Genomic DNA, 13,230 nt, shown 5'->3' on the forward strand with positions numbered 1-13,230 from the left:
CAGCAGCCCGGCGGGTACCAGGCGCCGGTCAGCCAGTCGGACGAGAAGACCTGGGCCCTGCTGGGCCACCTCGGCGGCATCTTCATCGGCTTCATCGCCGGGCTGGTCGTGTTCCTCATCTACAAGGACCGCTCCCAGTACCTCAAGGAGCAGGGCGCCGAGGCGCTGAACTTCCAGATCACCATCGCCATCGGCTACGTGGCGGCCACGGTCCTCAGCGTCGTGGGCATCGGCCTGCTGCTGATCCCCGCCGTGGTGATCCTGCAGATCGTGTTCGGCATCATCGCCACCCTCGCCGCGAGCCGCCACGAGAACTACCGGTACCCGTTCGCCCTCCGCCTCGTGAAGTAACCCCTCGTCGGCGGGCGACCGCACGCCCTCACCCGGTGAGGGCGCGCGCGACCACGTCGGCCAGCAGCCGTCCGCGCAGCGTCGGGACCACCCGACCGGCGCGGGCGGCTGCGTCGTCCAGCAGCCCGTCGACCACCAGCCGCTGCACCTCGGCCCGGGTCGAGGGTGCGAGCGTGGCCAGGTCGATCCCCTCCGCCAGCCGGCTGCGCAGCAGCACGTCCTCCAGCGCCCGGGTCGGGTCGTCGAGCACCTCACGCCCCTGGGCGGGGCTGCGACCGGCGTGCACGGCGTCGGCCCAGGCCGCCGGGTGCCGCACGTTCCACCAGCGGACCCCACCGACGTGGCTGTGCGCCCCCGGACCCACGCCCCACCAGTCGTCACCGCGCCAGTAACCCAGGTTGTGCCGGCAGGCGTGCCCCGGCTCACGGGCCCAGTTGCTGACCTCGTACCAGCCGTACCCGGCGCCGGACAGCACCGCGTCGGCCGTCTCGTACTTGTCGGCCAGGTCGTCGTCGTCGGGGGCGGCGACCTGGCCGCGCCGGACCCGGGCCGCGAGCTTCGTGCCCGGCTCGACGACCAGCGCGTAGGCCGACACGTGGTCCGGGGCCATCGCGACCGCGGCGTCCAGGCTGGTCCGCCAGTCCGCGAGCGACTCCCCCGGCGTGCCGTAGATCAGGTCCAGGCTCACCCCCAGGCCCGCCTCGCGCGCCCAGGCGACCACCTGCGGGACCCGCTCGGGGTCGTGGGTCCGGTCGAGCGTGGCCAGGACGTGCGGCACCGCGGACTGCACCCCGAAGGACACCCGCGTGATCCCGCCGTCGGCCAGCGTCCGCAGGTAGTCCCGGTCGACGGAGTCGGGGTTGGCCTCGGTGGTGACCTCCGCGTCGTCGGCCAGCCCGAAGGTGTCCCGCACGGAACGCACCAGGGTGACCACGTCGGCCGCGGGCAGCAGGGTCGGGGTGCCACCGCCCAGGAACACCGTGGACACCGGCCGCCCGGGCAGCCCGGCGTCCTGCAGGACGCGGGCGGCCAGGGCCAGCTCGTCGGCGACGCCGCTCGGGTACCCGGCCCGGCTGGCCCCGGCCTGCGGGCCCAGCTCCTCGGCGGTGTAGGTGGTGAAGTCGCAGTAGCCGCACCGCACCCGGCAGAACGGCACGTGGACGTACACGCCCAGGCGCCGGTCGCCCGCGCCGGGGAGGACCTGCGGCGGCAGCGAGCCGTCAGCCGGGGCGGGGATGCCGTCGGGGGCGGGGCCCGGCACGTCAGGCCCGCGTCAGCGCGTGGTCGAGGTGGGCCACCAGCGACGGGGCCAGGTGCAGGCCGTCGGCGTCCCGGGCCCGCAGCAGGGCCCGCGCGTCGGCCGGGTCCTGCCCCCCGAACCACCGGGCGGCGGTGACGCCGTGGTCCGGTCGGTGCTCGACGACCACGCGGTCACCCGCCCGGACCCGACCCCCGACGAGGACCCGCAGGTAGGCCCCCACCCGGTTGGCCTGCGCGAAACGCCTGACCCAGTGATCCTCGCCCACGTGGCGCTGGAACTTGATGCACGGCGTCCGAGGCTGGGTGACCTCGACGAGCACGTCCCGACCGACGCGCCAGCGCTCGCCGATCACGGCGTGGGAGACCTCCACGCCTCGCAGGCGCAGGTTGTCGCCGAACCAGCCCGGCGCGACGTCCCGGCCGAGCTCGCCCGCCCAGACGTCGGCGTCCTCGCCGGCGTAGGCGTAGACGGCCTTGTCGGGCCCGCCGTGGTTGCGGGTGTCGACGACCGTGTCGCCCTCGACGCCGCCCTCGGCCACCGTGATGACGTCGACCTCGCGCTTGTCGATGCCGCTGGCGCGCGACCCCTCGCCCGTCGTCCGCCAGGTGACGCTGACGGCCTGCACAGAGCCGGTGGCGGTCGCCGTCGGCGCGGCCGCCGTGGTCCCCCCGGGACCGGGGGTCACTTCTCGGCCTTGGCCTTGTCGCCGACCTCGGAGGACAGCGCGGCGATGAACGCCTCCTGGGGGACCTCGACGCGGCCCACCATCTTCATCCGCTTCTTGCCCTCCTTCTGCTTCTCCAGCAGCTTGCGCTTGCGGGAGATGTCGCCGCCGTAGCACTTGGCCAGGACGTCCTTGCGGATGGCGCGGATGGACTCCCGCGCGATGATCCGGCTGCCGATGGCGGCCTGGATCGGCACCTCGAACTGCTGCCGCGGGATGAGCTCCTTCAGCCGCTCCGTCATCTTGACGCCGTAGGCGTAGGCCTTGTCGCGGTGCACGATGGCGGAGAACGCGTCGACGATCTCACCCTGCAGCAGGACGTCGACCTTGACCAGGTCCGCGGCCTGCTCGCCGGCCAGGTCGTAGTCCAGCGAGGCGTAGCCGCGGGTGCGGGACTTGAGCGCGTCGAAGAAGTCGAAGACGATCTCGGCCAGCGGGAGGGTGTAGCGGATCTCGACCCGCTCCTCCGACAGGTAGTCCATGCCCTCGAGCGTCCCGCGCCGGTTCTGCGCGAGCTCCATGATCGTCCCGATGTACTCGCTCGGGGTGATGATCGTGGCCTTGATGACCGGCTCGACGATGTCCTTGACCTTGCCGTGCGGGAACTCCGACGGGTTCATGACGACCTGCTCGCTGCCGTCCTCCATCACCACGCGGTAGACCACGCTGGGCGCGGTGGAGATCAGGTCGAGGTCGAACTCCCGGCTCAGCCGCTCGGCCACGATCTCCAGGTGCAGCAGGCCCAGGAAGCCGATCCGGAACCCGAAGCCCAGCGCCGCGGACGTCTCCGGCTCGTACACCAGCGCCGCGTCGTTGAGCTTGAGCTTGTCGAGGGCGTCGCGCAGGTCCGGGTAGTCCGAGCCGTCGATCGGGAACAGGCCCGAGAACACCATCGGCTTGGGGTCGGTGTAGCCGCCCAGGGCCTCGGTGGCGCCGCGGACGGCGCTGGTCACGGTGTCGCCGACCTTGGACTGGCGGACGTCCTTGACGCCGGTGATGAGGTAGCCGACCTCGCCGACGCCCAGGCCCGCGCCGGGGACCGGCTCCGGGGACACGACGCCGATCTCGAGCAGGTCGTGGACCGCGCGGGTCGACATCATCTGGATCTTCTCGCGCGGGCTGAGCCGGCCGTCGATGACCCGGACGTAGGTGATGACGCCCCGGTAGGTGTCGTAGACGGAGTCGAAGATCATGGCGCGGGCGGGTGCGTCGGGGTCGCCGACGGGCGGCGGGACCCGCTTGACGATGCTGTCGAGCAGCTCCTGGACGCCGATGCCGGTCTTGCCCGAGGTGCGCAGGACCTCCTCGGGCTCGCAGCCGACCAGCTTGGCCAGCTCGGCGGCGTACTTCTCGGGCTGGGCGGCCGGCAGGTCGATCTTGTTGAGCACGGGGATGATCTCGAGCTCGTTCTCCATGGCCATGTACAGGTTGGCCAGGGTCTGCGCCTCGATGCCCTGCGCGGCGTCGACCAGCAGCACGGCGCCCTCGCAGGCCGCCAGCGAGCGGGAGACCTCGTAGGAGAAGTCGACGTGGCCCGGCGTGTCGATCATGTTGAGAGCGACGACCTCGTCGCCGACCTGCCACGGCATGCGCACGGCCTGGCTCTTGATGGTGATGCCGCGCTCGCGCTCGATGTCCATCCGGTCCAGGTACTGCGCACGGGCCTGCCGGGCCTCGACCACACCCGTCAGCTGCAGCATGCGGTCGGCCAGCGTCGACTTGCCGTGGTCGATGTGCGCGATGATGCAGAAGTTGCGCAGCTGCGACGGCGGGGTTGCGGCGACCGGGAGCGGGGACGCGGGAATCGGGGGCACTCGACCTACCTCGTGGGGAACGTGGGGGCAGCTGGCAGTTTCCCACGTCCGGGGCGGCGCCCGGTGCGCGCCCGGCTACCGCTGGCGGGTCAGGTCGACCTGGACGTCCATCCGCGAGCCCGCACCGCCGGACACGACCCCCCGGAACGGCGGCACGTCGCCGTAGTCGCGGCCGTGGGCGACCACGACGTGGTCCAGCCCCGCGCTGCGGCCGTTGGTGGGGTCGAAGGGGTACCAGGCGCCCACCCACCACTCGAGCCAGGCGTGGCTCTGCCCGGTGACCGTGCGGCCCACCTCGGCGCCCGGGTCCGGGTGCAGGTAGCCGGACACGTAGCGGGCGGGGATGCCCAGTCCGCGCAGCGCCCCCAGGGCGATGTGGACGAAGTCCTGGCACACGCCGCGGCCCTCGGCCCAGGCCTCCTCCGCCGAGGTCTTGACCCCGGTCACGCCCGGCACGTACTGCATGTGCTCGCCCACCCAGGCGCTCACGGCCAGCGCCGCCTGGTGCGGCTCGAGGCCGGCGGCCACCTCACGGCTGGCCTGCACCAGGTCCGGGCCGAGCCGGGTCACCGGGCGCGGGCCCAGCCACTCGACGTGGTCGTCGCGGACCTGCTCGTCGGCGAGCTCCTGCCAGCTGAGCCCCTCCGGCACGGCGTCGTCGGCCTGCTCCACCTCGACCAGGCTGGTGGCCACGACGTCCAGGCGGGTGTGCGGGACCTGCGTGTCGAACGCGACGACCTCGCTGCCCCAGTAGTCGCGGTACCGGAACGCGGACGCGCGCGGGGACACCTCGATCCGGGCCTCCAGCGCGGTCTGGCCGGGCTGGGTGGCGGGGGTCATCCGGAGCTCGTTGTAGGAGGTCCGCACCGGGCGGTCGTACTGGATGGTCGTGGTGTGGACGATCCGCAGCCGGTTGACGGAGCGACCCGTCCGCGAGGTGGCCATGCCCTGGGACCGGCCGCCCTGGCTCTGCGACTGGGCGCCCTGGGACTGGGACTGCGTCTGGGAGCTCACATCGCCTCCGGGACCCACTCGACGCCGGCCCCCATCGGGAAGTACCGGCGGCTGACGGCGTCGGAGACGCGGGACACGGCCTGCTGGACCCGCTCCATCTCCACCGGTAGGTCCTCCAGCAGCTCGGCCGGGCTGCGGAACTCCAGCTGGCTCCGGGTCCAGGCCAGGGTGCGGCGGGCGTCGTCGGCGTACCCGACCCGGCCCGCGTCGGGGTCCAGGTCCTCCAGGCACCGCTCCGCGGTGGCCAGGGCGTTGACGACCGACCGCGGGAACAACCGGTCCAGCAGCAGGAACTCCGCCGCCTGCGTGTCGGACCGACCGCCGGAGCGACCGCCCCGGTAGGTCCGCAGGAACGCCTCGTAGGCGCCGCAGCTGTGCAGGATCGTCTGCCAGGTCGGGCCGGCCTCCAGGACCGTGGTCGCCAGCAGGCGGGCGGTCATGTCCGCCCGTTCGAGGCTGCGGCCGAGCACGAGGAACTGGTAGCCGGCGTCACGGCTCATGGTGGAGTCGGCGATCCCGGTGACGACCGCGGCGCGCTCCCGGACCCAGCCCGCGAACCGGTGGGCCGAGGCGGCCCGGACCCGGGTCGGGATGGCGTAGTACGTCGTGTTCAGGGCCTCCCACATCTCGCTGGAGACGACCTCGCGGGCGCGGCGGGCGTTCTCCCGTGCCGCGGCCAGCGACCCGGCGATCGAGCTGGGGGCCACGGGGTCGTAGGCCAGGGTGTCCAGCAGCGAGCGGCGGTTCAGCGGGCCGGCCACGCGGTCGGTGGGCGTGCCCATGACGGCCATCAGCGACCCGCAGGCCTCGGCCTCGTCGAGCCACGGGTCCTCGAGGATGCGCTGGACCTGGGCGTCGACGATGCGGGCGGTGTCGTCGGCCCGTTCGACGTAGCGGCCGATCCAGAACAGGGACTCCGCGATCCGGCTCAGCACGACGGCCTCCCGCTGGTGGGTGTGCTCTGGTGTCGACGGCGTTGCTGCTGCTGCTGCTCCTGCTGCTGGTTGCTGCCCTCGCCGGCGGGTCCCGCGTCCGGCGGGGACGAGCGCACGATCTCCAGCTCCGTGGTCCCGCCGAGGCGGCCCAGCTCGGTGGTGTCGCGCTCGGCGCGGTCGGACAGCACCCAGGTGTCCTTGGACCCGCCGCCCTGGCTGGAGTTGACCACCAGGGTGGACTCCTGCAGCGCCACCCGGGTCAGGCCGCCCGGCAGCACCCACACGTCCTCGCCGTCGTGGACCGCGAACGGACGAAGGTCCACGTGGCGGGGAGCCAGCTCCTCGCCCACCAGCGTCGGGACGGTCGACAGGGCGACGACGGGCTGCGCGATCCAGCCCCGGGGGTCGGCCCGCAACCGCTCCCGCAGCGCGTCCAGCTGCGGCGCCGAGGCCTGCGGGCCGATGACGATGCCCTTGCCGCCGGAGCCGTCGACGGGCTTGACGACCAGCTCGTCCAGGCGGTCGAGCACCTCGGCCAGGTGGTCCGGCTCCTCGCAACGCCAGGTGTCGACGTTGGCCAGGACCGGGTCCTCGCCCAGGTAGTAGCGGGTCAGGTCCGGCATGTAGGTGTAGACGAGCTTGTCGTCGGCGACGCCGTTGCCGACCGCGTTGGCGATGGTCACGCTGCCGGCGCGGGCCGCGTTGAGCAGGCCCGCGCAGCCCAGCATGGAGTCGCTGCGGAACTGCACCGGGTCCAGGAACTCGTCGTCGACCCGGCGGTAGACCACGTCGACCCGCCGCTCGCCCGAGGTGGTCAGCATCCGGACCCGGTTGCCCGAGCAGACCAGGTCCCGGCCCTCGACCAGCTCGACGCCCATGGAGCGGGCCAGCAGGGCGTGCTCGAAGTAGGCGCTGTTGTAGACGCCGGGGGTGAGCACGACCACCGTCGGGTCGTCGACGCCGGCCGGGGCGGCCATCTGCAGGGCCGCGAGGAGCCGCTCCGGGTAGTCGGAGACCGGGCGGACCCGCATCGACGCGAACAGGTCGGGCAGGGCCTGGGTCATGGCCCGACGGTTCTCCAGCACGTAGGACACGCCGCTGGGGACGCGCACGTTGTCCTCCAGGACGCAGAACCGGCCGGCGTCGTCACGGACCAGGTCGATCCCCGACACGTGGACCCGGACGCCGTTGGCGGGGTCGACGCCGGCCGCCTCGCGGTGGAAGTGCGAGCTGGAGGTGATGACGTGGCGCGGCACGACGCCGTCGGACACCGCCCGCATGGGCCCGTAGACGTCGGCGAGGAATCGTTCGAGGACCCGGACCCGCTGCCGGACCCCGGCCTCGACCGTGGCCCACTCCGCCGCCGCCAGGACGCGCGGGACGACGTCGATGGGGAACGGGCGCTCCTCGCCGGCCAGGTCGAAGGTGACGCCGCGGTCCAGGAACGTGGCGGCGAGGGAGTCCGAGCGGGACCTCAGGTCGTCCACCGACATGCCGGACACGGCCTGGTGGACCGCGCGGGCGGGGACGCGGACGCTGCCGTCGGGGGCGATCATCTCGTCCCAGGCCGCTCCGGCGGTGGGCTTGTCGGTGTACCCGTCGAAGACGCTCACGACGTCCCGCACGTCACCCTGCTGCATGATCGAACCTTAGTGCGGGGCTCCGGACCGGCCAGCGGGACGACCGGGACGCGGGCCTGCATTTCCGCCCCGGCACCCCGGTGACGTATCGTGCGGGGTTGGCCGTCCGCAGGCACGGCCCGAGCACTGCAGCCCAAGACAGGATCGACCGCGTCGCGTGCCGCGACGCGCCTCAGACGAGCACGGAGTGAGCACGCGTGGCGAACATCAAGTCCCAGATCAAGCGCAACCGCCAGAACGAGAAGGCCCGGTTGCGGAACAAGTCCGCCAAGGCGGAGCTCCGCACCCTGGTGCGTCAGTTCCGTGAGGCCGCGGCCGGCGGCGACAAGGCCGCCACCGAGGAGGCGCTCCGCAAGGCCACCCGCGGTCTGGACAAGGCGGCCTCCAAGGGCGTCATCCACAAGAACCAGGCAGCCAACCGCAAGTCCGCGCTGGCCTCGGCGGCCGCGTCCGTCTGACCCGCAGCCCCGGAGCTGTCCGGGGCACCCGAGGTCGACGGTCCCTGACCGCTGAGCACCGTCCGGGCTGCAGCTCGGCCTGCACGCCGGAACCCCCGAGCAACGCTCGGGGGTTCCGTCATGTCGTGGCGGGTCCGGGTACCGGGGCCTGCGGTCCCGGTCAGCGACGGCGGCCACGGGCGTCGGTGACCGCCACCACGGCCCGCTCGAGCGCGTAGGCCGCTGCCACCCCGGGCACCTCGCCCTTGACGGCGGCGTCGGCGTCGGCCACGGCGACGATGGCGGTACGCAGCCCGTGCGGCTCCCAGCCCTGCAGGTCGCGGCGGGCCCGGTCGATCTGCCAGGGCGCCATCGACAGCTCCTTCGACAGCGCCGCCGCGGGACCGCGCCCCGCCCCGGCGACCTTGGCCATGGACCGCAGCTTCATGCCCAGGGCCCCGACCACCAGCACGGGCTCGACCCGTTGGGACAGGGCGTGGCGGAGCAGGGACAGCGCCTCGCCGGCCCGACCGGCCACCGTGGCGTCGGCGATGTCGAACCCCTTGGCCTCGCGTCGCCCGCCCACGAGGGCGCGCACGTCGTCCACCCCGACGGGACCCGTCATGACGGTGTCGGCCAGCTGGCCGCTGACGGCCATCAGCTCGGCCAGGTCCCCGCCGAGGGCCTCGACGAGCGCCTCGACGGCCTCCGGGTCCGCCCGGCGCCCCGCCGCGCGCAGCCGGGACACCACGATCTCGGCCCGCTCGCGGTCCCCGGCGACCGGGGCGCAGGTCACGGTGACGGCGCCCGGCACCTTCTGCAGGGCGGTGAGGACCGCCTTGCCGCCGTTGCCTCCCCCGTGCCGGCCGACCAGGACGAGCTCGTCGTCCGGCTCGGCGGCGAGCTCGGCCGCGACGGCGGCCACCTCGTCGGAGTACGGCCCGGCGGCGGCCTCGAGCCCCTCGAGGACGACGAGCCGTCGCCCGCCGAACAACGACGGGGCGACGGCGGCGCTGACGTCGCCCACGGTGAAGCGGGCCGGGCCCAGCTCGTGACGCTCGACGTCGGGGGTCTGCTCCCGCACCGCGGCCAGCAGGCGTCGCCAGGCGACGTCGGCGAGCGCCTGCTCGGTGCCCACCAGCAGGACGACAGGAGCGGGTTCGACCTCGAAGGCGCTGGGACCGGTGGGGGCGGCCGGCTTGCCTCGGCCGGTTCGTCGGGTGGCCACGGGCTCATGCTGGCACGGGTCGCCGACGACGCGGACGACGCGGTCCCGCCCGGGTCGTCCGCACCGCGACGGTGGCGGGGTGGGCGGGCTCGGTCGAGCCGCCGGTGCCGGGGCTGGCCCCGGCGGCCCCCGGTCCCCCGGCCGGTCTCAGTGCCACGTCGCCGTGCGTGGCGGTGGCGAGGACGAGCGCGCCGGTGGCCCCGACCACCTGCACGGCGCGGAGGCTGGGATGGCCGTAGCTGTTGTCCCGGCCGGCGCTGGCCACCGCCACCCCGGGGGCCACCGCCGCGTAGAACTCCGGCAGCTGGTCGGCGGAGCCGTGGTGGGCCACGGTCGTCACGTCGGCCCGCAGCGGCGTCCCCGAGCCCAGCAGGCGGCGCTGCACGTCGGACCCGATGTCGCCGACCGCGAGCAGGGTCAGGTCCCCGGTGTCCAGGCGCAGCACGATCCCGGCGTCGTTGACGTCCTGGGAGTCGCCCGCGGTCGCGCCGCTCGGACGCGGGTCGGGGGACAGCACGTCGAGGCGCACGTCGCCCACCCGGACCACGGTCCCCCGCGCCGGGTGCCGGAGCGGCAGGCCGTGCCGCGAGACCCACGCCTGCAGCTCGGCGCCGGGCGCTTCGGGCATCCCGCTGCCGGCGGCCCACACGGTCCCGACCGCCGCGGTCGCCACGACACCGTCCAGGCCGCCGACGTGGTCGGCGTGCAGGTGCGTCAGGACGAGCAGCGGGACGCTCGTGACCCCGGCGCGACGCAGGCACCGGCCCATCGGCTCGGGGTCCGGTCCGGTGTCGACGACCACGGCGCTGGCGGGACCGACCCGCACCAGCAGGCTCTCACCCTGCCCGACGTCGCAGACGACCACGGCCCAGTCCGTCCCGGGCCAGCTCGACCGCCCGGGCAGCGGCAGGGCGGCGGCCAGGGCCAGGACGACCACGGTCAGGGCGGCCGCGACCCCCACGGGTCCGCGACGCCACCCCGGTCCTGCCGCAGGCTCGGGCGCCCGTGACGGTCCGGGGCGCTCCGGCGTCGCGGGCGCCCACGTCCTCGGATCGGGCCACGGCGCCCAGGCCCGGCCCCCTCGGCGGTCCGGCAGCAGCCGGAGGACGAGCGCCACCAGCCCCAGCAGCAGCACCGTCGCCCCGGCCGCGCCGGCCACGCCCGGACGACCCTCCGGCCAGGGCAGCGTCGCGGCGGGCAGGTCGGCGGACGTCCTGGCGACGACCGCGATCCAGGCCGCGCACCAGCGTGCCGGGGTGGCGACGAGCGCCGCCACCGCGGGGTGCACCAACGACAGCAGCGCCGCCACCACCCCGATCACCGTGGCCGGGGCGACCGCCGGGGCGGCCAGGACGTTGGCGGGCAGCGCGTACAGGCTGACCACGGGCTCGAGACCAACCAGGGCCGGGGTGACCGCCGCCTGGGCCGCCGCGGGCACGGCCAGCACCAGGGCCGGTGAGCGTGGCAGCACCCGCCCCAGGGCACGGGCCCAGGGCAGGCTGCACAGCACCAGCGCGCCGGTCGCCAGCACGCTGAGCCGGAACCCGGGGGCGCGCGACAGCCAGGGGTCCACCAGCAGGACCGCGACGACGGCCAGGGCCAGGGCGGACACCCCACCCCCGCGTCGCCCGAGCAGCAGCCCGGCCAGGCCCACCGAACCCATGACCGCCGCCCGGAGCACGCTCGGCTCGGGCCGGGCGACCACCACCAGCGCCACCAGGGCCACCGCCGCGAGCAGGACCCCACCCCGACGGCCGACGCGCAGCAGGACGCACAGCAGCAGGACGCCGCCGCAGACGATGCTCACGTTGGCGCCGCTGACGGCCGTCAGGTGGGTCAGCCCGGCCGCTCGCATGTCGTCGACGAGGTCCGCGGGTTGTGCGCTGGTGTCGCCGACGACCAGGCCGGGCAGCAGGACCGCGCCGTCGGCGAGCGGTCCGTCCCGGGCCACGGACCCCGGAGGAGCTGCCGGTCCCAGGACAGCCCCCGGTCCGGCCGCAGCCCCCGGCCCGACCTCAGCCCCCGTCGACGCGAGGAGCAGCCCGGACCGCAGCCGCTCGGCGGCCCGCCACCACCACCGTGGTTCGCCGACCACCTGCACCGGCCCGGCCGGACGGGCGAACACCGTGTACGGCGCCCCCGGCGGGGCCGCTTCGAGCGCGAGCCTCACCCGGACCCGCTCGCCCCACCGGGCCGACGCCCACGCCTGGTCACCGCTCAGCGACGCGGGCACCCGCAGCGCCACGGGCTCCGCCGGGTCCCCACGGCTACCCGGCGCCACGACCTCGACGAGGACCACCCGCAGCCGGACCTGCTCCCGCTGCCAGGCCATCTCCCCGCTGCCGCGGACGGGGTCCCCCGCCACGACCAGCTCGACCAGCGCCGTCCCCGAGCGAGCGGCCACGTCGACCACCACCGGCGGCGCGCGGCGTTCCCCGTGCCAGGACGTGAGCCCCAGCACCAGGGCCACGAGCGCGGCAGCCACGGCCACCACACCCGCCCCCTCGCGCAGCCGGGGCCGACGGGCCAGGAGACCGGCCACGGCGAGCAGACCCACCCCGAGCACGGCCACCGCGGCCGACCGGCCCGCCGCGGGTGGGGCCGCCACCGCCCACCACGCGGCCCCCCAGGCCAGCAGGGCCGCGGGGACCAGCCTGACGTCGTGGACGGCCCGGGGTGCGCCGGCCGCCGTCACACCGTGACCAGGTCGCGGATGTCGGACAGCACCGCCGGACCGATGCCGCTCACGGCGGTGAGGTCGTCGACCGTGGCGAAGGGTCCGGACTCCTCCCGCCAGGCGACGATGCGTTCGGCCAGCACCGGACCGATCCCCGGCAGCTCGTCGAGGACCGCGGCGTCGGCCGAGTTGAGGTCCACGAGGCCACCGGACGGCGTCGCCCCGGAACCGGCCCCGGAACCGGGGCCAGGACCGGCGCCGGGCGCTGCACCCGGTCCGGCACCCGCACCGGCGGCCGCCTGGGCGAGGGCCTGCTCCCCCGGTCGGGGCACGACGACGAGCTCGCCGTCGCTCAGCGGGCGGGCGAGGTTGACCAGGCGGGTGTCGGCCTCGTCCGTGGCCCCGCCCGCGGCCTGCACGGCGTCCCCGACCCGCGCGCCGGGCGGGAGCTGCACCACGCCGGGCCGCGCCACCGCCCCGTCCACGTGGACCAGCAGCGGGCCGCCGCCGGAGTCGCCGGCACCGGCACCGGCCGCCGCGCCGGTGGTGACGCCGGTGGCGCCGGGTTGCGGGAGAGGACCTGCGGCCTCGGGACCGCCCGGTGCCGGGGGTACCCCGGGGACGACGGTGCCGACCACGCCCCCGTCCTCCCCGGTCGCGCCGTCACCGGCGGCCCCGTCCGCCTCCGTCCTGGCGCCGTCGGCCGTGGTCGTGGCGCCGGCGGCACCGGTCGGTCCGACGAGGACCTCCTGGGCCCCGCCTCCGCGGCCCAGGAGCAGCACCCCCACGACGGCCACCAGCAGCAGCAGGACGGCGAGACCGGGCGGCACCCCCGTGACCCGCCACGCCGTGCCGCGGCGAGCGGGCGCCCCGTCGACGTGCCGACCCCGACCCGCGGCGCCGGCGCGCCCGGTCCCGGTCCCGGCGGGGAACGGGTCGAGGTCCTCCTCCGACGTCCCGGGAGCGGCCCCCGGCGGGACCCCGTCCCCGTCGGACCACCCGGAGGTCGGACGTGCCGCCGCACCGGACGTCAGCCTGGCCAGCAGCCTCGCGCTGTCACCGGAGTCCCTGCCCACACCCCGACGCTAGGCAGGCGCCCGGGGGCGCCGGCCCACGCCCGAGCAGGGCTGTGGACGGCAGGCCCGCGCC

The 13,230-nt window shown here is 75.3% G+C and carries 11 protein-coding genes; 2 read left to right on the top strand and 9 right to left on the bottom strand.

Going from position 1 to position 13,230, the window contains the following annotated elements; translation table 11 throughout:
• A partial coding sequence (locus ACR80Q_RS17550; RefSeq protein WP_435378950.1) for a DUF4870 domain-containing protein occupies window positions 1-351 on the top strand: 351 nt, incomplete at its 5' end.
• A gap of 28 nt (window positions 352-379) precedes the next feature.
• Here ACR80Q_RS17550 and hemW read toward each other — a convergent pair.
• From hemW to ACR80Q_RS17580, 6 genes are all read right to left on the bottom strand, one after another.
• Window positions 380-1,612 (bottom strand): radical SAM family heme chaperone HemW, encoded by a 1,233-nt coding sequence (gene hemW / locus ACR80Q_RS17555; RefSeq protein ID WP_435378951.1) that lies wholly within the window; start codon window positions 1,610-1,612, stop codon window positions 380-382.
• A 1-nt stretch (window position 1,613) separates the two neighbouring features.
• A complete protein-coding gene (locus tag ACR80Q_RS17560) occupies window positions 1,614-2,297 on the bottom strand; it encodes an MOSC domain-containing protein (RefSeq protein WP_435378952.1) in 684 nt (227 codons plus the stop codon).
• The gene (lepA, locus tag ACR80Q_RS17565) at window positions 2,294-4,150 is read right to left on the bottom strand and encodes a translation elongation factor 4 (RefSeq protein ID WP_435378953.1); all 1,857 of its coding nucleotides are present in this window, start codon (window positions 4,148-4,150) and stop codon (window positions 2,294-2,296) included. The genes ACR80Q_RS17560 and lepA overlap by 4 nt, the downstream gene beginning before the upstream one ends.
• A 75-nt stretch (window positions 4,151-4,225) precedes the next feature.
• Window positions 4,226-5,164 (bottom strand): transglutaminase family protein, encoded by a 939-nt coding sequence (locus ACR80Q_RS17570; RefSeq protein WP_435378954.1) that lies wholly within the window; start codon window positions 5,162-5,164, stop codon window positions 4,226-4,228.
• Window positions 5,161-6,099: an alpha-E domain-containing protein gene (locus tag ACR80Q_RS17575; RefSeq protein WP_435378955.1), complete on the bottom strand. Its 939-nt coding sequence runs from the start codon at window positions 6,097-6,099 to the stop codon at window positions 5,161-5,163. The genes ACR80Q_RS17570 and ACR80Q_RS17575 overlap by 4 nt, the downstream gene beginning before the upstream one ends.
• Entirely contained in the window at window positions 6,093-7,739 is a 1,647-nt protein-coding gene (locus ACR80Q_RS17580) for a circularly permuted type 2 ATP-grasp protein (RefSeq protein ID WP_435378956.1), read from the bottom strand. The genes ACR80Q_RS17575 and ACR80Q_RS17580 overlap by 7 nt, the downstream gene beginning before the upstream one ends.
• A gap of 197 nt (window positions 7,740-7,936) precedes the next feature.
• On the opposite strand from ACR80Q_RS17580, the gene rpsT reads away from it, so the two are divergent.
• A complete protein-coding gene (gene rpsT, locus ACR80Q_RS17585; protein ID WP_435378957.1) occupies window positions 7,937-8,197 on the top strand; it encodes a 30S ribosomal protein S20 in 261 nt (86 codons plus the stop codon).
• Between the two features lie 160 nt (window positions 8,198-8,357).
• Here the strand turns inward: rpsT and holA are convergent, their stop codons facing one another.
• The 3 genes from holA to ACR80Q_RS17600 are packed head-to-tail and all read right to left on the bottom strand — an operon-like array spanning window position 8,358 to window position 13,157.
• Window positions 8,358-9,404 (bottom strand): DNA polymerase III subunit delta, encoded by a 1,047-nt coding sequence (gene holA, locus ACR80Q_RS17590; RefSeq protein ID WP_435378958.1) that lies wholly within the window; start codon window positions 9,402-9,404, stop codon window positions 8,358-8,360.
• Window positions 9,405-9,408: 4 nt separating this feature from the next.
• Window positions 9,409-12,099: a ComEC/Rec2 family competence protein gene (locus ACR80Q_RS17595; RefSeq protein WP_435378959.1), complete on the bottom strand. Its 2,691-nt coding sequence runs from the start codon at window positions 12,097-12,099 to the stop codon at window positions 9,409-9,411.
• Window positions 12,096-13,157 carry a helix-hairpin-helix domain-containing protein gene (locus tag ACR80Q_RS17600; protein WP_435378960.1) on the bottom strand — a complete coding sequence of 354 codons (1,062 nt, stop codon included), beginning with the start codon at window positions 13,155-13,157 and terminating at the stop codon, window positions 12,096-12,098. The genes ACR80Q_RS17595 and ACR80Q_RS17600 overlap by 4 nt, the downstream gene beginning before the upstream one ends.
• Window positions 13,158-13,230: the final 73 nt, after the last annotated feature.

Origin of the sequence: Aquipuribacter aurantiacus, assembly GCF_051216895.1 — a bacterium.
Classification (GTDB): Bacteria; Actinomycetota; Actinomycetes; order Actinomycetales; family JBBAYJ01; genus Aquipuribacter.